This is a genomic window from Sphaerimonospora cavernae (assembly GCF_042435035.1).
Taxonomy (GTDB): Bacteria; Actinomycetota; Actinomycetes; order Streptosporangiales; family Streptosporangiaceae; genus Sphaerimonospora; species Sphaerimonospora cavernae.
In genome coordinates this window covers 25,170-46,199 of sequence record NZ_JBHMQT010000040.1, presented here as the reverse complement: position 1 = coordinate 46,199, position 21,030 = coordinate 25,170, and the positions used below count along the sequence as shown (strand labels likewise).

Sequence of the window (21,030 nt, the reverse complement as noted above, 5' to 3'; positions counted from 1 at the left end):
GGTTCCAGCTCGGCCCTGGTGGGGCGCGACAGGAGGGGAGTACGACTCCGATGCTCCCGGAGGAGATCACTCACGGAATCGGCAAACCGACGCCACCTGACTGAGCCGATCCGCCATGCACCCTCTACGTCAAATGCCGGAGCCCGTCGGAACGACCAGCGCGTTCCCCACTGTCAGAAGGGGAACTCGCGGTCCTGGTCGCGTACGGTGACCCATCGGAGCTCGCAGAACTCCTCGGCGGCGAACCCGAGGCCGAACCGTCCCCAGCCGCTGTCCCTGACCCCGCCGAACGGCATCTGCGGCTCGTCGTTGACGGGCTGGTCGTTCACGTGGACGATGCCGACCTCCAAGGTGGACGCCAGACGCAGGCCGCGGCGGGTGTCCCCGGTGATGATCGAGGCGGCCAGCCCGAGGTCCGAGGCGTTGGCCCGGGCGACCGCCTCCTCCGCCGAGTCGACGGCCTCCACGATCACCACCGGTCCGAAGGTCTCACCCTGGGCGATCTCGGCTTCGTCGGGGACGTCGGCGAGGACCGTGGCCGGATAGCACGGCGGCGCGGGGACGCCCCCGGCCAGGACGCGGGCGCCGAGCTCTACGGCCTCGTTGACCCGGCGCTCCAGAAGGGCCAGGGCCCACTCGTTGATGACCGGGCCGACGACCGTCGCCGGATCGGACGGATCTCCGGTCGGCAGCGTCGCCACCTTCGCCGCGAACCGGGTGGTGAACTCCTCGGCCAGCGGCCGTTCGACATAGACGCGTCGCGCGCACATGCACACCTGCCCCTGATGCACGAAGGCGCCGTAGGCCGCCGCGTCCACCGCGTACCCGACATCGGCGTCGGCCGCGACGATGAGCGGGTTCTGGCCGCTGAGCTGAAGCACGACGCGCTTCAGGTACGTCCCGGCCTTCTCGGCGAGCCGCCTGCCCGTCGGCGTCGACCCGGTGAAGTTGATCCGCTTGACGAGGGGGCTCGCGAGCATCGCGTCGCCCACCGCTCCGGCCTCCCCCGGGGCGTGGGTGACGACGTTGAACGTCCCGGCCGGCAGTCCGGCCTCCTGGAGGATCTCCGCCCAAAGGGCACCACCCGTGTACGGAGACTCCTCCGAGGGTTTCAGCACCACAGTGTTGCCGAGGGCGAGCGGCCCGACGACCGCCCGGCCCGCCAGCGTGAGCGAGGCGTTCCACGGCGCTATCGCCCCGACCACGCCCACCGGACGCCGGACGGCCGCCGCACGCGTGCCCTCCACATCCGAGGGGAGCAACTCCCCGGCCGGCCGATAGCCCAGCTGAGCGGCCTGCCGGAGCAGTTTGAGCGCGAAGCCGACCTGGACCTCGCCGAAGACACGGCCGCACCCGGTCTCGACGGCGAGAGCGCCCAGCACCTCGTCGCGGCGGCGTTCGAGGATGTCGGCCGCACACAGGAAGATCTGCTGCCGTCGCCAGGGCAGCGCCCCGGCCCAGCCCTCGAACGCCTCGTGGGCGGCGACGATCGCCCGCCGCGCGTCCTCACCGTCGCCGGCGGCCACCTCGGCGAGAACCTCACCGGACCAGGGAGAGCGCTTCCGGTACGAGCGGCCGGACTCGGAGGTCACCCACTCTCCACCGATGAAGTGTCCGATGCGTTCCCCCGGTGCCATCTGCCTCGATCTCCTCACTCGCATCGGATTCTCTGTCCTTGGAGGCCGCGACGCGCCCGAACGAGAAGCGTTCACGTGAACGGCCCGGCGGTCAAGCCATCGTTCGAGTACGTAAAACGCTCTGTCCGTATCCTGTCCGTTTCTGTCCGTATCCTGACGCCCATGACCGCAGAGAACGCCCCGCGCCCCCGTGGCCGTACCGAGCCCTCCGCCTCCTTCTCGGTGTCGCTGGAGCGCGGCCTGCGCATCCTGTCAGCCTTCGCTGGCGACCGCTCCACGCTCGGGATCGCCGACCTCGCCCGGACCGTCGGCCTCAACAAGAGCACCACCTACCGGTACGTCGCCACGCTGACCAAGCTGGAGTACGTCCAGCAGGACCCGGAGACCAGGAAGTATTTCCTCGGCCCCCGGGTGGTGGACCTAGGCTTCGCGGCGATCGACTCGATGGAGCTCCCGCGGGTCGCCGCGCCGCTGCTGCAGGCCCTCGCCGACGAGACGGGGTTCACGGTCAGCATGGGCCTGAGCGACGGGCCGGACGTCGTCTACGTGGACCGGCGGCGCAGCAACCGCCGCAGCTCCCTCGCCATGGACCTCAACCTGCACGCGGGTTCCCGGCTGCCCGCCTACTGCACGTCGATGGGCAAGGTCCTGCTGGCGTACAAGGACCAGGCGACGCTGCGGCAGATCCTCGACCGCACCGATCTGGCGCGTCGAGGACCCAAGACGATCACCAACCGCGAGCAGCTCATGGCGGCCCTCGCCAAGGTGCGCCAGAGCGGCATCGCGGTCAACGACGAGGAGCTCGCCCCGGGTCTGCGGTCGTTCGCCGCGCCGGTCCACGACCGTACCGGGGAGGTCGTCGCGGCGGTGAACATCGCCGTCCACCTGACCATCGCGCCGACCTCCGTCGACGCGCTGGCGGGACGCGTCGAGCCGGCCCTCCGCCGTACGGCCGCCGAGATCTCCCGCCGCCTCGGCCACCGCCCCATCTCTTAGATCGTGTTTCAAGAGAGCAATTCGCGTTCGAAATTTTGGAACGCTCTGTTGCTCGTGCCCGAGGGGGCTCGTACGGTCGGGGCAACTTCCGCGACTCACGAATTCCCCACATCCCGAACTCCCCCACATTCGGAACCCCCCCCATTCGGAACTCCCCCCGCATCCCGAATTCCCTGATGTCCCCCGGCATTCAACGGTCCGGCGTCCCTCCCCGTCACGAACCGGTCGAGTGGTCTCGGACGACTCACCTGATCCCTTAAAGAACAACTCCCGGTGTTCCATGCGGCGCCCCCGCGCGCGGACACCGTTTACGCAAGGAGCCTGGCGTGAGCGACGCTTCCATGGGCGGCGGGATGGACCGCCGTTCCTTCCTCAGCGCGGTCGGTCTCGGCGCCGCCGCCCTCGGCGGCACATCCCTGCTGAGCGCCTGCGGCGGGCTGAAGGGCACCGGCGGTTCGTCCTCGGACGTACTCAAGATCGGCTACGTCAGTCCCCAGACGGGTCCGCTGGCCGGCTTCGCCACCGCCGACAATTTCGTGGTCAAGCAGATCCAGGAGGCGATGCGGAGCGGCTTCACCGCCGGCGGCAAGAAGCGCACCATCGAGATCATCATCAAGGACACGCAGTCCAACCCGAACCGCGCCACCGAGGTCACCCGGCAGCTCATCAACAGCGACAAGGTGGACCTGATCGTCGGTTCCTCCACACCCGACACCACCAACCCCGTGGCCGACCAGTGCGAGGCCAACGGGATCCCCAACGTCACCACGATCGCCCCCTGGGAGGCGTGGTTCCACGGCCGGAACGGCAAGCCGGGTGAGGGTTTCAAGTACACGACGCTGTTCTTCTTCGGCATGAAGGAGTTCGCCGACTGCTTCTTCCCGATGTGGGAGCGCATGGACGTCTCCAACAAGAACGTCGCGGCGCTGTGGCCCAACGACACCGACGCCAACGCGTTCCGCCAGGGCCTCGGCCCGATGATGGAGAAGGCCGGCTACTCCCCGATCGACGGTGGCGCCTACCAGAACGGCGCGACCGACTTCAGCGCGCAGATCGCGAAGTTCAAGGAGTCGGGTGCCGAGCTGTTCACCTGCACCCCAATCCCCCCGGACTTCCAGACCTTCTGGAAGCAGGCGCAGCAGCAGGGCTTCAAGCCGAAGCTGGCCACGGTCGCGAAGGTCATGCTGTTCCCGTCGGAGGCCGAGGCGCTCGGCGCGCTGACCGACAACATCGCCACCGACTTCTGGTGGAGCCCGGCGCACCCGTACAAGTCGATCCTGGACGGCAAGAGCGCCCAGCAGCTCGCCGACGACTTCGCCGCGGAGACGGGCAAGCAGTGGACCCAGGCCCTGGGCTCGGTCTACTCGCTGTTCGAGATCGCGATCCAGGCGTTCAAGGAGGCCGGTGACCCCAAGGACCGTGACGAGGTCGCGGCCAGGCTGCGCGGCATGAAGCTCAGCTGCATGAGCGGCGACCTGGACTTCACGGCGGGTCCCGAGCCGGGCATCGCGATCCAGCATCCGGTCGGCGGTCAGTGGCGCAAGGGGGAGAAGTTCCCCTGGGATGTCGTGATCGTGGACAACACGCCGAACAAGGCCGTGCCGGTCGGCGGCGACCTGCGGCCCACCAACGGCTGATGACAGAACAAGCGCTGCTGCACCTCGACGAGATCACCAAAAGGTTCGGCAGGGTGACGGTCGCCAAGGATCTGACGCTGTCGGTCCGGCCGGGTGAGGCGCTCGGGATCGTGGGTCCGAACGGCGCCGGCAAGTCCAGCCTGTTCGCGATGATCTCCGGTGATCTCCGCCCGGACAGCGGTGCGGTGTGGTTCCAGGGGCGGGAGGTCACCGAAGTCCCGCCCCACACCCGCACCCGTGCCGGGATCGGCCGCACCTACCAGGTGCCCCGGCCCTTCGAGCACCTGACCGTGTTCGAGAACGTGCTGGTCTGCGCGCACCAGGGCGCCGCGCTCAAGGGCAGGCAGGCCTGGACGCACGCGATGGAGGTGCTCGAGCGTACGGGCCTGGCCGAACTGGCCAACACTCCCGCCGGGCGGCTCGCGCTGCTCCAGCGCAAGCGCCTCGAGGTGGCGCGGGCCCTGGGCACGGGGCCGCGGCTGCTGCTGCTCGACGAGGTCGCCGGCGGCCTGACCGAGCCGGAGGTGCTCGAACTCGTCGAGGTCGTGAAGCAGCTGCACGCCGAGGGTCTCGGCATCGTCTGGATCGAGCACGTCGTGCACGCGCTGGTCGAGGCCGTCGGCCGGATGGTCTGCCTGGCCGGCGGCGACGTCATCGCGGACGGCGAGCCGATGCGGGTGCTCGCCGACCCGAAGGTGCGTGAGCTCTACCTGGGCGGCGGCCCGGAGACCGGCCTGGCCGACGAGGAGGGCCTGACCGACGGGGAGGACTCGTGACGCTGCTGTCGATCAGCGACCTGACCGTGCACCACGGGCAGTTGCGCGCGGTGGACGGCCTCAACCTCGACCTCGAGAAGGGCGAGGTGCTCGCGATCATCGGCGCCAACGGTGCGGGCAAGTCCACGCTGCTGCGTGCCCTGGCCGGGCTCAACCCGCCGACCTCGGGATCCATCCGCCTCTGCGGCCGGGACATCACCCGGCTCCCGGCGTACAAGCGGGTGTCGGAGGGGATCGCCCTCGTGCCGGAGGGACGGCGGCTGTTCCACTCCCTCACGGTCGAGGAGAACCTGCTCACCGGCGCCTACCGCAGACGCCCCGGCCCCTGGACGGTCACCCGCGTCTACGAGCTGTTCCCGTGGATGTCCGACCGGCGCAGGCAGAACGCCTCGCAGCTGTCGGGCGGCGAGCAGCAGTCGGTGGCGATCGGCAGGGCGCTGCTCGCCAACCCCGACCTGCTGCTCATCGACGAGTTGTCGCTGGGCCTCGCGCCGGTGATCGTACGCCGCATCTACGAGGTCCTCCCCGGCATCGTCGGCGCCGGCACCACCGCGCTGATCGTCGAGCAGGACGTCTCCCAGGCGATGCGGGTGGCCGACCGCGTGCACTGCCTGCTGGAGGGACGGTCCGTACTCGAAGGGCGGCCGCGGGACCTGACCGCCGAGCAGGTCGAGCACGCGTACTTCGGCATCGGACAGGCGCTCCCCGCCGGAAGCGCCCGAGAGGGACACGACTGACATGGGCTGGCTCAACGCCGTCATCCAAGGACTGCTGCTCGGCGGCCTCTACGCGCTGTTCGCGACCGGGCTCTCGCTGATGTTCGGCGTCATGCGGATCGTCAACCTGGCGCACGGTGACCTCGCCGTGGTGGCGTCGTTCCTGGCGCTCGCCCTGGTCAGCGGCACCGGGCTGCCGCTGTGGATCGTGCTGGTGGTGACCGTGCCGCTGTTCGCGGTGCTCGGCTACCTGACCCAGCGGGTCCTGCTGCAACGCAGCCTGTCGTCCGGGCCGCTGGCCACCCTGCTGGTCACGTTCGGCCTGTCGATCGTGCTGCAGAACGTGCTGCTCGAGGTCTTCTCGGCCGACACCCGCACCCTCGACGGGGGATCGTTCGGCACCGGCTCGTTCGAGCTCAACGGCTCGATCTCGATCGGCTACCTGTCGCTGGCGACGTTCCTGTTGGCCTGTGCCGCACTGGCCGGCATCCAGCTGTTCCTGTCGCGCACCGGTCTCGGCCGGATGCTGCGCGCGTCCTCCGACGACCGCGAGACCGCGAACCTCGTGGGCGCCGACAGCCGGCACGTGTACGGCATCGCGACCGCCATCGCGTTCGCCACCGTGGCGCTGGCCGGCCTGATGTTCGCGATGCGCTCGTCGTTCGACCCCGCCACCGGCCCCTCGCGGCTGATCTTCGCCTTCGAGGCGGTCGTCATCGGCGGGCTCGGGTCGCTGTGGGGGACGCTGCTAGGCGGCATGGTCCTCGGCGTCACCCAGTCGCTGGGCGCGCAGATCGATCCCGCGCTGACCCTGCTCGCCGGCCATCTCGTCTTCCTCGCCGTGCTGGCCTTCCGGCCGCAGGGCCTGATCGCAGGACGGACCGCATGACGATCTCCCAGATGGTGACCTCCCGCGCGGCCGCCGCGCTGGACGTGAGCCGCGCCGCCCGGTCGTCGAAGCTGTCGGCCGTCGTCATGCTCGCCGCGGTCGCGGTCCTCGCGGCGCTGCCGTTCGCGGTGTTCAGCAACGTCACCGACACGCTGGTCAACCTGTTCGTGTTGATCGCGCTGGCGAGCATGTGGAACCTGCTGGCCGGCTTCGGCGGCCTGGTCTCGGTCGGGCAGCAGGCCTACATCGGGATCGGCGCCTACAGTGTGATCGCCTTCGCCGACCAGGGCGTGCAGCCGTACCTGGCGGTCCCGCTCGCGGCCGTCACCTGCGTGATCTTCGCGGTGCCCACCTCGTGGCTCGCGTTCCGGCTGCGCGGCGACTACTTCGCCGTCGGGACCTGGGTGATCGCCGAGGTCTACCGCCTCCTGGTCGTACGGATCGACAGCGTCGGCGGCGGCAGCGGCAAGGGCCTGGCCGGCATGTCCGGCCTCGACCAGACCCTGCGCGGCGCGCTCACCTACTGGGTCGCGCTCGCGCTGGCGCTGGCCACGATCGCCGCGTGCTACCTGCTGCTGCGCGGCCGGCTCGGCCTGTCGCTCATGGCGGTTCGCGACGAGGAGACCGCGGCGAGCTCGGTCGGGATCGACGTACGGCGGGCCAAGCGCGTGGTCTACCTCGTGTCGGCCGCCGGGTGCGGCGCCGCGGGCGGAATGATAACCGTGAGCTCGCTCAGCGTCAACCCCGATGCCATCTTCAGCGTGCAGTGGTCCGCTTACATGATTTTCATCGTGGTGATCGGCGGCATCGGCTACATCGAGGGCCCGCTGCTCGGCGCGGTGATCTTCTTCGGGCTGCAGCAGCTGCTGGCCGACTACGGCTCGTGGTATCTCGTGCTCCTCGGCGCCGTCGGCATCGCGACCGCGCTCTGGCTGCCGCGCGGACTGTGGGGCCTGATGCGCGACCGGACCGGGCTGAGCCTGTTCCCCGTCGGCTACTTCGTGCGGGGGCGCGGCGCGTGATCATCACATCTGTCGACACCGCCACGGCTGCCGCGGCCGCCATCGCCGACGGCGAGATCTCCCCCGTGGAGCTGGTCGAGCGGATGCTGGCCAGGATCGAGGCCACCGAGCCGCACCTGAACGCCTACGCCACGGTGACCGCCGACGAGGCCCGCGCCCGGGCGGTCGCACTGACAGGCGGCGTACGGCACGGCCCACTGCACGGCATCCCCATCGGGATCAAGGACCTGATCGACACCGCGGGGGTCCGTACGAGCTACGGGTCGCCCAGGTTCGCCGACCACATTCCCGCGCGGGACGCGAGCGCGGTGCGCGCGCTGCGAGACGCCGGAGCCGTGATCCTCGGCAAGCACACCACGCACGAGCTCGCCTGGGGCGGGCGCACGGACAGCGCGTTCTTCGGTCCCACCCACAACCCCTATCGCCACGGGCACATCCCCGGCGGCTCCTCCGGCGGCTCGGCGGCCTCCGTCGCCGCCGGGAGCTGCCTGGGCGCGCTCGGCTCGGACACGGCCGGCAGCGTCCGCATTCCGGCCGCGCTCAGCGGCTGCGTCGGGTTCAAGCCGACCCGCGGCCGGATCCCGCTCGACGGCGTGCTGCCGCTTGCGCCGTCGCTCGACCACCTCGGCGTGCTGGCGCGCACCGTGGACGACGCGGCGCTGCTGATGTCCGGACTGGCCGCACCTGTGCCTGCCGCCGTACCATCGCGGGCGCTCCGGGTGGGCTGGCTGGGCGGCTGGTACGACGCGGTGCTCGCCCCCGAGGTGCGCGAGGCGATGGCGGCCACCCGGGCGCTGCTCGAAGACAGCGGCGTGCGCGTCGAGGACGTCGTCATCCCCGACGACCCGCTGCTGCCCGAGGCCGTGCTCGCCAGGATCGTCGCCGAGGCCGGCGCCTTCCACCGGGAGGCATTCGAACGGGATCCCGCCCGGTTCGGGCCGGACCTCGCCGACCTGATGCGGATGGCTCCGCTCGATGCCGAACAGGTCGAGCGGAACGAGGCGGCGATCCGGCGGCGAACGGCCGCGCTGCACCGTGCTCTCGAGTCACACGGGGCGCTCGCGTCGTACGACGTGCTGGCCAGTGCCACCATGCCCGTGACGGCACCCCCGATCGGGGCGATGGTCCTCGACGTCGACGGCCAGGAGTGGCCCGTCGAGCTGGTGCTGACCCGGCTCACGTCGGCGTACAACGCGGCCGGGCTGCCCGCGATCTCCATACCCGTCGCGCTCGCCGACGGTCTGCCGGTGGGGTTGCAGCTCGCGGGCGCCGCCATGCGGGACGACGTCGTGCTCGACGCTGCCCGCCTCGTCGAGCGCCTGTGCCCGCCGCTGCCCCGACCGGCCATCCCCGCGCCCGACCTGACTGCTGAACAGAACCGCTGAAACCCCAAGGAAAGAGGAAGGACGGGTGTCCGCTGTGGGACTTCTCGACGGTGCCGACTGGCAGGGGAACATCTTCAAGAACGGCGAGTGGACCGCCGCACACGGCGGCGACTACGCGGTCATCGAGCCGGCCACCGGGAGCGAGCTCGGCCGGATGGGGCGGGCGACCCCCGAGGACGTCGCCGAAGCCGCGGTCACCGCCGTCAAGGCCCAGAAGGAATGGGCGGCGATGCCGCACACCGAGCGGGCGGCCGTGCTCCGCCGGGCCGGAGACCTGTGGCAGCGGCACGCCGAGGAGATCAGCGGCTGGAACATCCGCGAGGTCGGCGCGGTCCCCGGAATGGCCGGGTTCGCACTGCACGTCGCCGCCGAGGAATGCTACGAGGCGGCCTCGCTGCCCAGCCGGGCCGTCGGCGAGATCCTCCCGTCGGGGGAGCCCCGGCTGTCCCTGGCGCGGCGGATGCCGGCGGGCGTGGTCGGGGTGATCGCGCCGTTCAACGTGCCGATCATCCTCGGCATCCGGTCGGTCGCCCCGGCTCTCGCGCTCGGCAACGCGGTCATCCTCAAGCCCGACCCCCGCACCGCCGTCACCGGCGGCACGCTGATGGCCCGCGTGTTCGAGGAGGCCGGCCTGCCCCCGGGTGTGCTGCAGATGCTGCCCGGCGGCGCCGACGTCGGCGAGGCCATGGTCACCGACCCGAACATCCGGGTCATCTCGTTCACCGGCTCGACGGCCGTGGGCCGCCGGATCGGCGAGCTCGCGGGCAAGCACCTCAAGCGCGCACACCTCGAGCTGGGCGGCAACTCCGCGCTGCTCGTGCTCGACGACGCGGACGTCGACGCCGCGGTCAACCTGGCCGCGTGGGGGTCGTTCTTCCACCAGGGCCAGATCTGCATGACCACCGGCCGTCACCTCGTCGCCGACCGCCTGTACGACGACTTCGTGGCGCGGCTCGCCGAGAAGGCGGGCAAGCTCACGGTCGGCGATCCGGCGACCGGCGAGGTCTCGCTGGGTCCGGTCATCGACGCGGGACAGCGCGACAAGATCCACGGCATGGTCACGGCCAGCGCCGACCAGGGCGCGCGGATCGCCGCCGGTGGGTCGTACGAGAACCTCTTCTACCGGCCCACGGTGCTGGCTGACATTCCCCTCACCGCGCCCGCCTTCGCCGAGGAGGTGTTCGGTCCCGTCGCGCCGGTCACCCGGGTGTCGTCGGTGGCGGAGGCCGTGGAACTGGCCGGGGCCAGTGAGTACGGACTCTCGCTCGGCATCGTGACCCGCGACGTCATGCACGGGCTCGCCGTCGCCGAGCAGATCCCCACCGGGATCGTGCACATCAACGACCAGACCGTGAACGACGAGGCCAACGCCCCCTTCGGCGGCGTACGGGCCTCCGGCACCGGGTCCCGCTTCGGCGGCGCGGCCGCCAACATCGAGGCCTTCACCGAGACCCGCTGGATCACCATGCGCGGCGAACCCGCACAGTACCCCTTCTGACCTGCCCCGTTCTCACCAGCCTGCCGTCCGCCCGGCCAGATCCCGGTCTGGCCGGGCCACGGCGCGTGGACACGCGCGTCTTGAACTCCTCTCCAGCATGAATGCCGGAGATTCTTCCCGTCACCGAGGTGCGGGGGTTCGCGCTTCACAGCCCCCCTAACGGCGAAGGCTCCACGCGCTGACACCGCAGTTCCTGCGGCGTTCCGAGCACGCTCGGTGGTTTGGTTATTATCGCCGAGCACGGAAAACCTACCGTACGTGGTTGAGCTGCCTCAAGCTGTTTACCGTTCAGGCACGCTCGCGCCCCAGAGGGCACTCCCGCGCGGGCCTTCACCCCCGGCGTGAACGCCGGAGCACTGGCCCGCATTCCGGTAGATCCTGCTCCGCTGCCGACTCCTTCTCCGCCCGGGACAAACCGCGCCACGCCGCCGTCTTCTCCTGCTCCTGCGGGAGTGCATGGTCGGAAATCAGGACGGCGTAGGGCGAGCTACGCGGCGGCCTCCCAGGCGAACCCGTCCAGGTCGGTGAAGGCGTCGGCGGTGCTGCCGAGGACGATGCGGTGCGAGCCCGTGCCGTCGGCGGGGACGCCGAGGTCCTTGGCCAGGGCGCGGCGCTTGTACAGCGCCAACTTGACGGCGCTGGAGGCGCCGGGGGCGAACTCGACGTACTTGCCGCCGAAGCTCTTGGCCACGGTCAGTCCCCGGCTGACGTAGAACTGCTTGGTGGCCTTCACGCCCTCGACACCGAGCAGCAGGACGACCTCGTCGATCTCGCGGGTGGCGGGGCCGGTGTCCTTCTTCTCCGAGGTCGCGATCTTCCAGATCGTCCCGTCCGGGGCCTGGACGACGCCGCCGTAACCCCACAGCGACTTCGCAGCGGGCTTCAGCACCGTGGCTCCGGCATCGACGGCGGCGCTGAGGAACCCGTCAACAGTGGCCGGCCCGGACACCGTGAGAGCCAGGGTGAAGCCGCGGAATCCGGTGGAGTGGGCCTCGGATGCCCGCAGGCGTATGTACGTGTCCACGCCGAAGGCGCTGTAGAAGAGGCGGGCGGCCTCGACGTCGGCCACCTCAAGGGTGACGGACGCGAGGGACGTGTGGGCCGCGGTGGAAGTGGTGGTTGCCATGACCATCACGCTAGGGGCTGCGTGGCGGCCGGGGCTTCTCGATTCCTGACCGGCCTCGCCACTTGCTTCGTCACGCACGCGGGCATCCCCTCAACCATGATCGCCGGATCCCGGCAGATGATGAACGGCATCCGGTCGGCACCAACGCTCGAGGAGATCGATGTCGTGGGTCACGGCCAGCACGCCCGCGCCGGTCTCCTGTCGATAGCTCTCCAGGCGTGCGACGAGGTGGGCCTGCGTGGAGGCGTCGAGCATGGTGGTCATCTCGTCACAGATCACGTAGCGCGGCCGCAACGCCAGCGCCCGCGCCACAGCCAGCGGCGGACTTCCGTCCCGTCGATGGTGAGGCGGCCGGCCGCCGGGCGCAGGAGCATCGCGAGGACTCTGGTGAGCGTGGATTTGCCGCACCCGCTGGGCCCGGAGAGCCCGGTCACGATCCCCGGGCGCACGGTCATCGATGCTCCGTCCAGCACGCGGCGACGATCGTAGACGACGGTGACACCTTCAGCGGACAGCCCTTCAGCGGACAGCATGGTGCTCCAGTGGGTGATGGCAGGCGACCTCGTTGAGTTCGGGAATCCGTTCGCAGGCCGCGGTCGCCCGGTCGCAGCGTGGCCGGAACGCACATCCGTCAGGGAGCAGGGTGAGCTCGGGCGGATGGCCGGGGATGGCCGTGAAACGACGTGAGGGCAGCGCGTCCAGCAGTCCGGCGGCGTACGGATGGCGAGGCCGGGTGAAGAATTCGTCGGCGGAGGTGAGCGAGACGATCCGGCCGGCGTACATCACGGCGACCCGGTCGGCGACCTGCTCGGCGGCGCGCAGGTCATGGGTGATGAGCAGGACGGCCCGGCCCTCGCCGGTCAGCCGCCGCAGCTCGGACATGGTGGTCTCGACGAGAGGCCGGTCGAGGCCGGTGGTGGGCTCGTCCGCGATGATCAACCAGGGATCTCCGGCCAGCGCCAGGGCGTTCGCCACCCGTTGCGCCATCCCGCCGGAAAGTTGATGGGGATAGAGGTCGAGGTCGGCCGGCCGGAGCCCGACCCTCCGGGCCAGGGCGGCCAGATCGTCCGGCCCGGCCGGGTTGCCGAGCTCTCGGAGGGTCTCGGCGAGCTGGGCGCGAGCCGTACGGACCGGGGTGAGGTGCGTGGCCGGGCTCTGCGGGACGAGGCCGATCATGCGGCCGCGCACCCGGCGGGCCAGGACGTCTTCCGGTGCCCCGACCAGGTCCACGGGCTCGGCTCCGCCGGTCTCCAGCCGGACAGCCCCGGAACGAGCGAGGCCCACCAGTTGCCCGCGAGAAGCGACCTGGATCCGTCATTGATCATGTTCCCGAGCGACGCGAGGTGGGGAGGCAGTCCGAGTCCGAGGAAGCTGAGCGCGGTTTCGTGCCAGATCGCGTGCGGCATCATGAGCACCGCCGCGAGCGCGACATGGGGTGCCAGATGCGGAAGGAAGTGGCGGCGTACGATCCGCAGCCTGCCCGATCCGCTGGGGGTGAGCATCGCGACGATGAAAATGCCGAGCAGCAGTGCGCGTCACAGTCCGAGAACGAGTGTGGCGACGGTGAAATACACGAGCAGACCGGTGGCATCGCAGAACGTGGAGATGAAGGGGGTGGAGAAGACGGCCGGATCCACCCGGCACGCCTTGGCGACCAGCGGCATGACTCCCCCGACGGTCGCGGCCAGCGGGCATACCGTCAGCAGCGTCACAGCGATGACGGCGCCGAGTTGCATGCCGTAGAACGGTGACGCGGCCAACAGCCCGAGCAGGCCGAGATGACCACCGAGGAGCAACCCGGCCCGTGCCTCCTTGGAGGCCACCCTGACGACGTCCCTCACCCGGATGTCACCCATGGCGAGGGCGCGGGTCACGGTGGTGGCCGCCTGCGATCCGGTGTTTCCGCCGATCCCGGTGAGCAGGGGGATGAACAGCGCGAGAGCGACTCGCTGTTCGAGTGTGGCCTCGAACATCTCCAGCACGTTGACGGTGAGGGTCGCCGAGACGGCGAGCACGAGCAGCCAGACGATCCGAGACCTGGTGATGCTGCGCACCGAGGTGAGCAGATAGGGCCGGCGCAGCGGCTCGGAGGCACCCGCGCGCGCCTGGTCTTCCACGGCCGCGGCCTGGCTGATCCTCGCGGCGTCGTCAATGGTCAACAGCCCGACGAGCCGGTTCTCGTCATCGGTGATCGGCATGGCCAGGATGCCGTGGTCGAGGCACCTACGTGCCACCTCCTCGACATCCTCGGTGGCGCGGGCGCCGACCGCCGGAGTCATCAGTTCCGCGACCTCCCGATCGCCTTCGGCGGCGAGTAGTTCCCGGAGACTGACCACACCGAGCAGGTCCCGGTCACGGCTGATCACCGGAATGGTGTAGATCGTCTCCGATACCGAGGCCAGGTCCGTGGCTCTGGTGATCACGGTCGCGGCGGTCTCGGCGGGCCGCGCGTGCACGTACTCAGGGGACATGCGCCGCCCCACCGAGCCCTGTGGATAACCGAGCACGACCATGGCCGCCTGCAGGTCCTCGCCGTGCAGGGAGCGCAGCAACTCCTTGGCGACCCTTGCCGGCAGTTCGTCGAGCAGTCCAACCTGGTCATCAGGGTCGAGTTCGGCGAATATGTCGGCGACGTGTCCGTGGCCGAGTTCGGCGACGAGGTCGGCCTGCGTCGTCGTCCGAAGCTGGTCGAAGGTCGCGACGGCGGTCTGCTTGGGCAGCACCCGGAACGCCACGGCGGCCTCCCGCGGCGGGAGGTCTTCGAGCAGATCGACGATCTCGACGGGCGGCAGGTCCTTGAGCGTCTGGGCGAGACCCGCGAGGTCGCCGGCGCTCATACGGTCACGGATCTGGCGGGGTTCTTGGGTGATCGTCATACCGGTTCCCATCGCGACAAGCGAAAACCACGGTTCCGCGCATGCCTACGGCATGTGGGGAGCGGAAAAGTCGCGCCTCGGTCGCCTGTTCCAGGGAAAGCGCGGCGCTTCAGCGATCCATGGAGACGTTACGAGATCGACTCGCGGAGTCACTCACCGCAACCACCTCCACTCATAACGGCAGGCCCCCTACCCGGCCCTTCCGTGGAAGCACCTCACTCCAGGCTACCGGGGCAATCGCGGCAAACCGAAAGGAGCTCCAGCTGCCCGGAGACGGCGGCGTACTTCCCACGGGACCTCTCACGTGAAGTGGGCGAGACAGACACATACGGAATACCCAGGGCGGGAACGGTAAGCGTGGGATGCCGAACGGGGAGGTGACCGGCGTGAACGCTCCGGACGAGACGGCAGAGGGAGACCATGCCCTGAAGGCCGGTCATCGCGCGATGTGGGCGCTCGGCGACTATCCCGCCCTGGCCCGCGAGATCATTCCGACGCTCGGCGCGACCCTCGTTCAGGCGTGCGGGATCAGCCCCGGTGCCCGGGTGCTCGACGTCGCCACCGGATCCGGTAACGCGGCGATCCCGGCCGCGCTGGCCGGAGGCGACGTCGTCGCCTGCGACCTGACGCCGGAACTGCTCGAGGCCGGACGCGAGCAGGCCGTACGGCACGGCGTGAAGGTCGACTGGCGGCCGGCCGACGCCGAGGCACTGCCGTTCGCCGACGGCGAGTTCGACGTCGTCATGTCGTGCGTCGGCGTCATGTTCGCGCCGCATCACCGTGCCGCGGCCGACGAGCTGGTACGGGTATGCCGGCCGGGCGGCGTCATCGGGCTGCTGAGCTGGACCCCCGGGGGTTTCGTCGGGCAGATGTTCGCGGCGATGAAGCCGTACGTCGCCCCGCCTCCGCCGGGCGTGCGGCCGCCGCCGTTGTGGGGGGACGAGGAGCACGTCCGCTCCCTGCTGGGTGAACACGTCGAGGATCTCGCGATGCGCCGGCAGACGGTGCGCGTGGGCCTGTTCGACACACCGGAAGGCTTCCGCGACTACTTCAAGTCACACTATGGGCCGACGATCGCCGCATACCGGGGGATCGCCGACCAGCCGGAGCGCGTCGCCGCACTGGATCGCGAACTCGCCGAGCTGGCCCGCCGACACGATCCGGTCGGCGGCGCCATGGACTGGGAGTACCTGCTGGTCACCGCCCACCGGTCGAAACACCCCACGGCCGGTTAGTCTCGACCGATCAGAAGAGGGTCAGCGGCTCTGTCGGTGTGGTCGGCATGGGCTCGGGCAGCGGCTCGAGCCCGGGCAGGGCGGCCCGTACGTCATCGTGAAAACGACGGGCGAGCGTCAGCGCCTCGGCGTTGTCGGGGGTGTGGATGAAAACCGTCGGAGAGCGGCCCTCACGCAGCCATTCTGCGACCGTGACCACCCACTGCCGCCAGCCCTCGACCGTGCGTGCCGTGTCGTCCCGGCCGAGATAACGGACGATCGGACGATCGGTGAGCGCCGACGACCGGCGCGGCACCCGCGGCTTCTTCGTCCACGCGTCTCGTTCGGCGTCGCTGGTCGGCGGGCTCTGGAAGAAGGCGACGGTGTCGAACGGAACCCACTCGGCCTCGGCCTCGGCCAGGACTTTTTCGAGGAGCCGTACGGATCGGGGATCGTCGAAGAACGCGCGGTGCCGGACCTCGACGGCACAGCCGTACGAACGGGGAAGCCGGCGGAGAAAGCCGGCCAGTGCCCCGACATCGGTGGGGCCGAACGACCCCGGCAGCTGGATCCAGAGGGCGTGGATCCGCGGCCCGAGCGGCTCGATCGTGTCCAGGAACGAACGGACCTCGTCGTCGACGCCGACGAGGCGGCGCTCATGCGTGATCGGCTTGGGCAGCTTCACCACGAAGCGGAAGTCGGGGGCGGTCTGCCGCGCCCACGACTCCACCGTGTCCCTCGTCGGCGTCGCGTAGAACGTCGTGTTGCCCTCCACTGCGTTACACCAGGTCGCGTACGCGCGCAGCCGCTCTCCCGGGGCGAGCGGGTGCGGTAGGAAGCGCCCCTGCCATCGGGCATGGGTCCACATCGCACATCCCACATGAAGCCGCATGGCCCAAGACGCTATCCGAGTGATGGGCACGAAGGCCGCGATCACTGTTACATCTGGGTGCTCACCCCGCCGTACGGATCAGCGACGCCCACCGGAGCAGCGGTAGGGCGCATCAGGCTGGAGGCCAGTTTCTGAGGACGGCGTCGAGGGCGTCCAGGGTTCTGGACCACGAGGCCTCCACTTCGCGGGGGTGACGGCGGAACCCGCCTACCCTTTCCAGGCTCACATATCCGTGGAACGTGCTGTGCAGAATCCGTACCGCATCCGTCTGGTCGGGCTCCGGCAGGTCGTATCCCCGAAGGAGTGCCCGCGTCATCTCCGAGTGCCGGACCCCCGCGCCGGTGTCCACCATCTCAAGCTCGACCTGTGTCGCGGCGTACCTGCCGGGATGCTCTTTCGCGTAGTCCCGGTAGGCGTTCGCGAATGCCACCAGCGCGTCCTTGCCGTCGCGCCCGGCCAGGGCGGCCGCGGCCCTGTCGGCGAGCTCCGCCAGCGCCAGCACCGCCACCCTGATTCTCAGGTCCTGTACGTCCTTGATGTGTGCGTACAGGGCCGCGGGCTTGACGCCGAATCCGCGCGCGAGCGCCGAGATGGTCACGTTCTGAAAGCCGATCTCGTCGGCCAGGTCCGCCGCCGCCCGCGTCAGGCGTTCCGCGGTGATTCCCACCCGTGCCATGTGCCGTCCTTCTCCTGTGCTTACAAGCTTTAATTAGTTGCCTAATATCATTAGGTACGACTAGCGTCCTACTCGTGAGACCAATCACCGAGCGCGACATCCGCGCGTCCTTCGTCAACTGTTCCAAGGGCGAGGCCAAGCGTCTCGACGTCCCCAAAGATCTCGCAGACCTTCCCTGGGAAGACCTCGACTTCCTGGGATGGCGGGATCCGGGAGCGCCCGAACGCGCCTACCTGGTCGCCGAACGCGAGAGCGTCCTCGTCGGAATCGCGCTGCGAGCGACCTCCGGCGCGTCGCGCGGCTTCACCTCTCGCAGCATGTGCTCACTGTGCCTGACCACGCACACCAGCGGCGGGGTGGCCCTGATGACCGCGCGCCGAACCGGCGAGGCCGGCCGCCAGGGCAACTCGGTCGGACAATACCTGTGCACCGATCTGGCCTGCTCCCTTTACGCGCGGGGGAAGAAGAAGGCCGCGGGAGGCGCGGCCATCGACGAGTCCCTCACCCCGGAGGAGAAGGTCGCCCGCACCCAGGCCAACCTGCACTCCTTCCTGGACAACGTGATCGGGTGAGCGGCTGGACGGGCCGATGAAGGAACTCAAGAAGCGGCGGCTACGCAGCGCCCGATCGGGCCCGCTTCTCAGAAGCGTGCGTGGGCGCCCCGCCGTGCTCGTCGAAGTGATCGTTCTGCTGCTCGGGTTTCTGCTCTTCACGCACTTCCACGCCCTCGCCGGCAAGGACACCGCGTCTGCCACCGCCAACGCTCTTGCCCTGCAGTCCGTGGAACGCGCCCTCCACCTGGACATCGAGCAGATGGCGAACGAGTGGCTCACCGAACATCCGGTCCTGATCCAACCGGCGGTGTACTACTACCGCCTGTACTACGTCGTGCTCGTCGGTGTGCTGTTATGGGTTTTCGTCCGGCACGCCGAGATCTACATCAAGGTCCGCCGCGCCCTTCTCGCGATGCTCGTCCTCGTTCTGCCGGTCTTCTGGGCGCTGCCCATGTCGCCCCCGCGGTTCGCCCTTCCGGGTGTCGTCGACATCGTCGCTGAACACGACATCCTGGGGAGCCATGCCGCACAAGGGACCGGGAACGGCCAGAATCTCTACTCGGCCATGCCCAGCCTGCACGTGGGATGGTCGGCGTGGTGCGCGTACGCCGCATGGTCCGCACTCCGGGCCTCCCACTCGCGATTGGCGCTGTTGCCGTGGGGATTCCCGCTCGTCATGGCGGCGAATGTGCTCGTCACGGGGAACCACTACGTGCTCGACATTGTCGGAAGCGCCGTGTTGCTCGCCGTCTCCATCACCGCCGCATCGGTGTGGGGTCGCCTCGCCGAACGCCGGCACAGGGCGACCCGGCTTCGAGATGCTGATCCCACGCCGGGAAAAGTGGGCTCACGAGACCGCCGAAGCGATCGACACGCTTCCTAACGGCGCTCGGCCCAACGACGGGCATACCGCATCGAAGACGGGGTAGTCGCCCGCCGGGAGGTAAAAGAAAATGGCTGTATTGCTGCTTGTACTGCTGCTGGCCCTGATTCTCTTCGGTGTCGGATTCGTCTTCAAGGCTCTGTGGTGGGTCGCGATCGCGGTGTTCGTAATCTGGCTGCTCGGATTCCTCTTCCGTGCCGCTGATGGCGACGGTCGCCGCCGCTGGTACCGCTGGTGACACACGCGGCCCAGGGCCTCGGCTTTCCGTGAGGACCAGGAATCACGATGTGAAAAGCCGACGACTCAGCCTGTCCAGGTTCGAACCCCGGACCTGCCACCAGCCGGACGAAGAGCCCCTGACCAGCAGAGATGCAGGTCGGGGGCGGCTGGCAGGCTCGTCACAGGGACATCCAGCAATAAAGCTGCTGATCATGTTCTCTCGCTCGACGTGCCAGACCGACAAGATCCTTGGTGAGCGACAACATGTACGACGCGAGGCATCGGCGATCTCGCGGGAATGCTCAAGTTGGACGGTCGCCGCAGCACGGTCCGCGGCGCGGTAGTACTCATAGAAGACACCCACGTAAGCACTCCTGTCCGGGGTCCAGGGCGACATGGCCGCCTTTTAGACACGCTAATACGGCAGCAGCCAATTGCTAGCTGACCAGGGTGTAGGTCCGGTTGAGGCCGTGCACGCTGGTGGAACCAGCTGGATCGTGCCTGGTGGCGGCGTCGCCAGTGGAGCCACCATGCTCGATGTCCTGACAGGGTTGGACGTCGCAGCGCGTCGGCGAGCAGGGTTTTGATCGCGGGAACGGTGAACGGGATGAGTCCGGGATCGGCGGGAGGGGACTGACCCGGGGCTACCGGCGCCGGGGCTCGCCGGTCGGTGCGGTCCCGCAGCTTGGCGGCGGCGAACCGCGCAGACGGCCAGAGCGGCCATGACCGCGTACGGCTGTAGCATCGAAGATCGATCGGTCATAGCTGCAGGGTGCGGAAACGATCAGTTGCGACACGTACGCTCGGAGACATGACAGCGCCACTGGAAGAGTAGGAAGATCTTCACAGGCTGGTCGATCAGCTCCGGCCGGATCAGGTGCGCGAGGAACGTGCGCGGCTCCTCCAGTTGGTCCACTCCCGTTCAGAGGAGCCGGGAGCTCGGCCCTGATGGTCTGCCCACACTCTTCGGCGCCTTCCGCGCCGGCAGGAGCGATGAATCCGAACAGGTGGAAGAGATCCTCGCCGAGAGCTACGGGCACGAGGCGTGATCGTAGTCGAACACCGGCCCGATCGTGGCCGCCACGTTCCAGGACGACAAGAACCCACGAACGCTGCATACAGGAGTTCATCCGGATCCGGAACGCCAACCGGCCGCTGCTCGTTCCCAGCTTTGTTACCGGTGAGAGCTGCTACATGCTCGGCAAGCTCGGCGGTGCCAAGGCAGAAGCAGCCTTTCTCCGGCTACTCGAATCCGGCTGGTTTCAGCTCGTCGATCTCACGGAGTCCGACCTCTCACGAATCGCAGTCCTCATCGATCGCTACCACGATCTCCCGTTGGGCGCCGCCGACGCCTCTGTGGTTGCCGTGGCGGAGCGGATGCGAATCACCGAAGTGATGACCACCGACGTCCGTGACTTCTCCGTGGTCCGTCCCGTGCACGTGCCCGCTTTCACCCTGCTTCCCGGATAGGACCGGCCCGGAACATCTAAAGCGAGCTAGGCCACATCCCGATCACGGGAGATGGCCTTTGACGTGGGGTGGAGCTTAGGGGATGACGCGTCAACTGACCTTCAGTTGCTCGTCGCCGAAATCGGCAACGAGCTTGAGCGTGCCACCGAGCGCGGCAACGTAACGGTCCAGGACCTCGCGAGTGGACACATCGCCGTTCTCGATCTGTGACACGCGAGCCACAGATATGCCCATGCGCTCGGCAACCTGAGTCTGGGTAAGTCCACGGCGCTTGCGCATCTCCGCGAGCCGCCACCCCTGTGCCTCCTGACACAGGTGATGAACCTCGTCTTCGAATACCTCTACGCCGCCAGCGGTTTCGACCGCGCGCTCCAAGTGACCGCTCTCGCGCCACCTGCGATAGCTGCTCACTGGTTCATCTCCTTGTACCGCTCTGTCAGGTAGATCTCATACAGGTGTTCAGCTCGTGGAATCGCCTGCCGATACCAGCGTTCCCAGTTGCCCGCCTTGTCTCCCGCGACCAGCAAGATCGCCGCCCGCCAGGGGTCGAAGACGAACAAAGAT

The 21,030-nt window shown here is 69.0% G+C and carries 24 protein-coding genes and 1 pseudogene; 13 read left to right on the top strand and 12 right to left on the bottom strand.

The window, feature by feature from the left end:
- Positions 1-173: 173 nt before the first annotated feature.
- Positions 174-1,637 carry an aldehyde dehydrogenase family protein gene (locus ACFHYQ_RS18925; RefSeq protein ID WP_394302488.1) on the bottom strand — a complete coding sequence of 488 codons (1,464 nt, stop codon included), beginning with the start codon at positions 1,635-1,637 and terminating at the stop codon, positions 174-176.
- A 162-nt stretch (positions 1,638-1,799) separates the two neighbouring features.
- Between ACFHYQ_RS18925 and ACFHYQ_RS18920 the strand changes: the two genes are divergently transcribed.
- The 8 genes from ACFHYQ_RS18920 to ACFHYQ_RS18885 all read left to right on the top strand — a co-directional run bounded on the left by ACFHYQ_RS18920 (position 1,800) and on the right by ACFHYQ_RS18885 (position 10,556).
- Complete coding sequence (locus ACFHYQ_RS18920; protein ID WP_394302487.1) at positions 1,800-2,633, top strand: IclR family transcriptional regulator; 834 nt, start codon at positions 1,800-1,802, stop codon at positions 2,631-2,633.
- 326 nt (positions 2,634-2,959) lie between these two features.
- Positions 2,960-4,270 carry an ABC transporter substrate-binding protein gene (locus ACFHYQ_RS18915; RefSeq protein ID WP_394302486.1) on the top strand — a complete coding sequence of 437 codons (1,311 nt, stop codon included), beginning with the start codon at positions 2,960-2,962 and terminating at the stop codon, positions 4,268-4,270.
- On the top strand, positions 4,270-5,046 hold the full coding sequence (locus tag ACFHYQ_RS18910) for an ABC transporter ATP-binding protein (RefSeq protein WP_394302485.1): 777 nt from the start codon (positions 4,270-4,272) through the stop codon (positions 5,044-5,046). The genes ACFHYQ_RS18915 and ACFHYQ_RS18910 overlap by 1 nt, the downstream gene beginning before the upstream one ends.
- Complete coding sequence (locus ACFHYQ_RS18905; protein ID WP_394302484.1) at positions 5,043-5,783, top strand: ABC transporter ATP-binding protein; 741 nt, start codon at positions 5,043-5,045, stop codon at positions 5,781-5,783. Before ACFHYQ_RS18910 ends, ACFHYQ_RS18905 begins: the two co-directional genes overlap by 4 nt.
- Position 5,784: 1 nt before the next feature.
- Positions 5,785-6,651, top strand: coding sequence for a branched-chain amino acid ABC transporter permease (locus tag ACFHYQ_RS18900; RefSeq protein ID WP_394302483.1), 867 nt, complete (start codon positions 5,785-5,787; stop codon positions 6,649-6,651).
- Positions 6,648-7,673, top strand: coding sequence for a branched-chain amino acid ABC transporter permease (locus ACFHYQ_RS18895; RefSeq protein WP_394302482.1), 1,026 nt, complete (start codon positions 6,648-6,650; stop codon positions 7,671-7,673). Before ACFHYQ_RS18900 ends, ACFHYQ_RS18895 begins: the two co-directional genes overlap by 4 nt.
- Positions 7,670-9,058: an amidase gene (locus ACFHYQ_RS18890; protein ID WP_394302481.1), complete on the top strand. Its 1,389-nt coding sequence runs from the start codon at positions 7,670-7,672 to the stop codon at positions 9,056-9,058. Before ACFHYQ_RS18895 ends, ACFHYQ_RS18890 begins: the two co-directional genes overlap by 4 nt.
- Before the next feature lie 34 nt (positions 9,059-9,092).
- Positions 9,093-10,556, top strand: coding sequence for a benzaldehyde dehydrogenase (locus tag ACFHYQ_RS18885; protein ID WP_394302495.1), 1,464 nt, complete (start codon positions 9,093-9,095; stop codon positions 10,554-10,556).
- Positions 10,557-11,043: 487 nt separating this feature from the next.
- On the opposite strand, the gene ACFHYQ_RS18880 is transcribed toward ACFHYQ_RS18885, so the two are convergent.
- From ACFHYQ_RS18880 to mgtE, 6 genes are all read right to left on the bottom strand, one after another.
- Positions 11,044-11,682, bottom strand: a complete 639-nt coding sequence (locus ACFHYQ_RS18880) for a glyoxalase (RefSeq protein WP_394302480.1) — start codon at positions 11,680-11,682, stop codon at positions 11,044-11,046.
- A gap of 90 nt (positions 11,683-11,772) precedes the next feature.
- Positions 11,773-11,946, bottom strand: a complete 174-nt coding sequence (locus ACFHYQ_RS18875) for a hypothetical protein (protein WP_394302479.1) — start codon at positions 11,944-11,946, stop codon at positions 11,773-11,775.
- An 11-nt stretch (positions 11,947-11,957) separates the two neighbouring features.
- Positions 11,958-12,215 (bottom strand): ATP-binding cassette domain-containing protein, encoded by a 258-nt coding sequence (locus ACFHYQ_RS18870; RefSeq protein ID WP_394302478.1) that lies wholly within the window; start codon positions 12,213-12,215, stop codon positions 11,958-11,960.
- Entirely contained in the window at positions 12,202-12,912 is a 711-nt protein-coding gene (locus ACFHYQ_RS18865; RefSeq protein ID WP_394302477.1) for an oligopeptide/dipeptide ABC transporter ATP-binding protein, read from the bottom strand. The genes ACFHYQ_RS18870 and ACFHYQ_RS18865 overlap by 14 nt, the downstream gene beginning before the upstream one ends.
- Positions 12,855-13,184, bottom strand: a complete 330-nt coding sequence (locus tag ACFHYQ_RS18860; RefSeq protein ID WP_394302476.1) for an ABC transporter permease subunit — start codon at positions 13,182-13,184, stop codon at positions 12,855-12,857. Before ACFHYQ_RS18860 ends, ACFHYQ_RS18865 begins: the two co-directional genes overlap by 58 nt.
- 33 nt (positions 13,185-13,217) lie before the next feature.
- Positions 13,218-14,558, bottom strand: a complete 1,341-nt coding sequence (gene mgtE / locus ACFHYQ_RS18855) for a magnesium transporter (RefSeq protein WP_394302475.1) — start codon at positions 14,556-14,558, stop codon at positions 13,218-13,220.
- Between the two features lie 386 nt (positions 14,559-14,944).
- Between mgtE and ACFHYQ_RS18850 the strand changes: the two genes are divergently transcribed.
- Positions 14,945-15,793 (top strand): class I SAM-dependent methyltransferase, encoded by an 849-nt coding sequence (locus ACFHYQ_RS18850; RefSeq protein ID WP_394302474.1) that lies wholly within the window; start codon positions 14,945-14,947, stop codon positions 15,791-15,793.
- Positions 15,794-15,803: 10 nt separating this feature from the next.
- On the opposite strand, the gene ACFHYQ_RS18845 is transcribed toward ACFHYQ_RS18850, so the two are convergent.
- Both ACFHYQ_RS18845 and ACFHYQ_RS18840 read right to left on the bottom strand, forming a co-directional pair.
- The gene (locus tag ACFHYQ_RS18845) at positions 15,804-16,664 is read right to left on the bottom strand and encodes a DUF72 domain-containing protein (RefSeq protein ID WP_394302473.1); all 861 of its coding nucleotides are present in this window, start codon (positions 16,662-16,664) and stop codon (positions 15,804-15,806) included.
- A gap of 112 nt (positions 16,665-16,776) precedes the next feature.
- Entirely contained in the window at positions 16,777-17,340 is a 564-nt protein-coding gene (locus ACFHYQ_RS18840; RefSeq protein ID WP_394302472.1) for a TetR/AcrR family transcriptional regulator, read from the bottom strand.
- Positions 17,341-17,414: 74 nt separating this feature from the next.
- Here ACFHYQ_RS18840 and ACFHYQ_RS18835 point away from each other — a divergent pair, with 74 nt between their 5' ends.
- The 3 genes from ACFHYQ_RS18835 to ACFHYQ_RS18825 all read left to right on the top strand — a co-directional run bounded on the left by ACFHYQ_RS18835 (position 17,415) and on the right by ACFHYQ_RS18825 (position 19,015).
- On the top strand, positions 17,415-17,912 hold the full coding sequence (locus ACFHYQ_RS18835; protein ID WP_394302471.1) for an FBP domain-containing protein: 498 nt from the start codon (positions 17,415-17,417) through the stop codon (positions 17,910-17,912).
- A gap of 16 nt (positions 17,913-17,928) precedes the next feature.
- Positions 17,929-18,777: a phosphatase PAP2 family protein gene (locus tag ACFHYQ_RS18830; RefSeq protein WP_394302470.1), complete on the top strand. Its 849-nt coding sequence runs from the start codon at positions 17,929-17,931 to the stop codon at positions 18,775-18,777.
- A 70-nt stretch (positions 18,778-18,847) separates the two neighbouring features.
- Complete coding sequence (locus tag ACFHYQ_RS18825) at positions 18,848-19,015, top strand: hydrophobic protein (RefSeq protein WP_394302469.1); 168 nt, start codon at positions 18,848-18,850, stop codon at positions 19,013-19,015.
- A gap of 418 nt (positions 19,016-19,433) precedes the next feature.
- On the opposite strand, the pseudogene ACFHYQ_RS29390 reads toward ACFHYQ_RS18825, so the two are convergent.
- Positions 19,434-19,723, bottom strand: a pseudogene (locus ACFHYQ_RS29390) (IS701 family transposase); the annotation flags it as partial.
- A gap of 467 nt (positions 19,724-20,190) precedes the next feature.
- Between ACFHYQ_RS29390 and ACFHYQ_RS18820 the strand changes: the two are divergent.
- Entirely contained in the window at positions 20,191-20,466 is a 276-nt protein-coding gene (locus ACFHYQ_RS18820) for a PIN domain-containing protein (protein ID WP_394302468.1), read from the top strand.
- A 90-nt stretch (positions 20,467-20,556) separates the two neighbouring features.
- Here ACFHYQ_RS18820 and ACFHYQ_RS18815 read toward each other — a convergent pair whose 3' ends face one another.
- Together ACFHYQ_RS18815 and ACFHYQ_RS18810 are read right to left on the bottom strand one after the other, a co-directional pair.
- Positions 20,557-20,877, bottom strand: a complete 321-nt coding sequence (locus ACFHYQ_RS18815; RefSeq protein ID WP_394302467.1) for a helix-turn-helix domain-containing protein — start codon at positions 20,875-20,877, stop codon at positions 20,557-20,559.
- The gene (locus ACFHYQ_RS18810; RefSeq protein WP_394302466.1) at positions 20,874-21,026 is read right to left on the bottom strand and encodes a type II toxin-antitoxin system RelE/ParE family toxin; all 153 of its coding nucleotides are present in this window, start codon (positions 21,024-21,026) and stop codon (positions 20,874-20,876) included. The genes ACFHYQ_RS18815 and ACFHYQ_RS18810 overlap by 4 nt, the downstream gene beginning before the upstream one ends.
- Between the last annotated feature and the right edge of the window lie 4 nt (positions 21,027-21,030).

What these genes read in the sequence shown, in the direction of transcription:
- ACFHYQ_RS18820 (WP_394302468.1), top strand. Translation starts at nt 20,191, where the DNA reads ATGCTCGGCAAGCTCGGCGGTGCCAAGGCAGAAGCAGCCTTTCTCCGG.
- ACFHYQ_RS18825 (WP_394302469.1), top strand. Translation starts at nt 18,848, where the DNA reads ATGGCTGTATTGCTGCTTGTACTGCTGCTGGCCCTGATTCTCTTCGGT.
- ACFHYQ_RS18880 (WP_394302480.1), bottom strand. Translation starts at nt 11,682, where the DNA reads ATGGCAACCACCACTTCCACCGCGGCCCACACGTCCCTCGCGTCCGTC.
- ACFHYQ_RS18910 (WP_394302485.1), top strand. Translation starts at nt 4,270, where the DNA reads ATGACAGAACAAGCGCTGCTGCACCTCGACGAGATCACCAAAAGGTTC.
- ACFHYQ_RS18870 (WP_394302478.1), bottom strand. Translation starts at nt 12,215, where the DNA reads ATGCTGTCCGCTGAAGGGCTGTCCGCTGAAGGTGTCACCGTCGTCTAC.
- ACFHYQ_RS18845 (WP_394302473.1), bottom strand. Translation starts at nt 16,664, where the DNA reads ATGCGGCTTCATGTGGGATGTGCGATGTGGACCCATGCCCGATGGCAG.
- ACFHYQ_RS18875 (WP_394302479.1), bottom strand. Translation starts at nt 11,946, where the DNA reads ATGACCACCATGCTCGACGCCTCCACGCAGGCCCACCTCGTCGCACGC.
- ACFHYQ_RS18895 (WP_394302482.1), top strand. Translation starts at nt 6,648, where the DNA reads ATGACGATCTCCCAGATGGTGACCTCCCGCGCGGCCGCCGCGCTGGAC.
- ACFHYQ_RS18830 (WP_394302470.1), top strand. Translation starts at nt 17,929, where the DNA reads ATGAAGGAACTCAAGAAGCGGCGGCTACGCAGCGCCCGATCGGGCCCG.
- ACFHYQ_RS18860 (WP_394302476.1), bottom strand. Translation starts at nt 13,184, where the DNA reads ATGCTCACCCCCAGCGGATCGGGCAGGCTGCGGATCGTACGCCGCCAC.
- mgtE (WP_394302475.1), bottom strand. Translation starts at nt 14,558, where the DNA reads ATGACGATCACCCAAGAACCCCGCCAGATCCGTGACCGTATGAGCGCC.
- ACFHYQ_RS18900 (WP_394302483.1), top strand. Translation starts at nt 5,785, where the DNA reads ATGGGCTGGCTCAACGCCGTCATCCAAGGACTGCTGCTCGGCGGCCTC.
- ACFHYQ_RS18840 (WP_394302472.1), bottom strand. Translation starts at nt 17,340, where the DNA reads ATGGCACGGGTGGGAATCACCGCGGAACGCCTGACGCGGGCGGCGGCG.
- ACFHYQ_RS18920 (WP_394302487.1), top strand. Translation starts at nt 1,800, where the DNA reads ATGACCGCAGAGAACGCCCCGCGCCCCCGTGGCCGTACCGAGCCCTCC.
- ACFHYQ_RS18925 (WP_394302488.1), bottom strand. Translation starts at nt 1,637, where the DNA reads ATGGCACCGGGGGAACGCATCGGACACTTCATCGGTGGAGAGTGGGTG.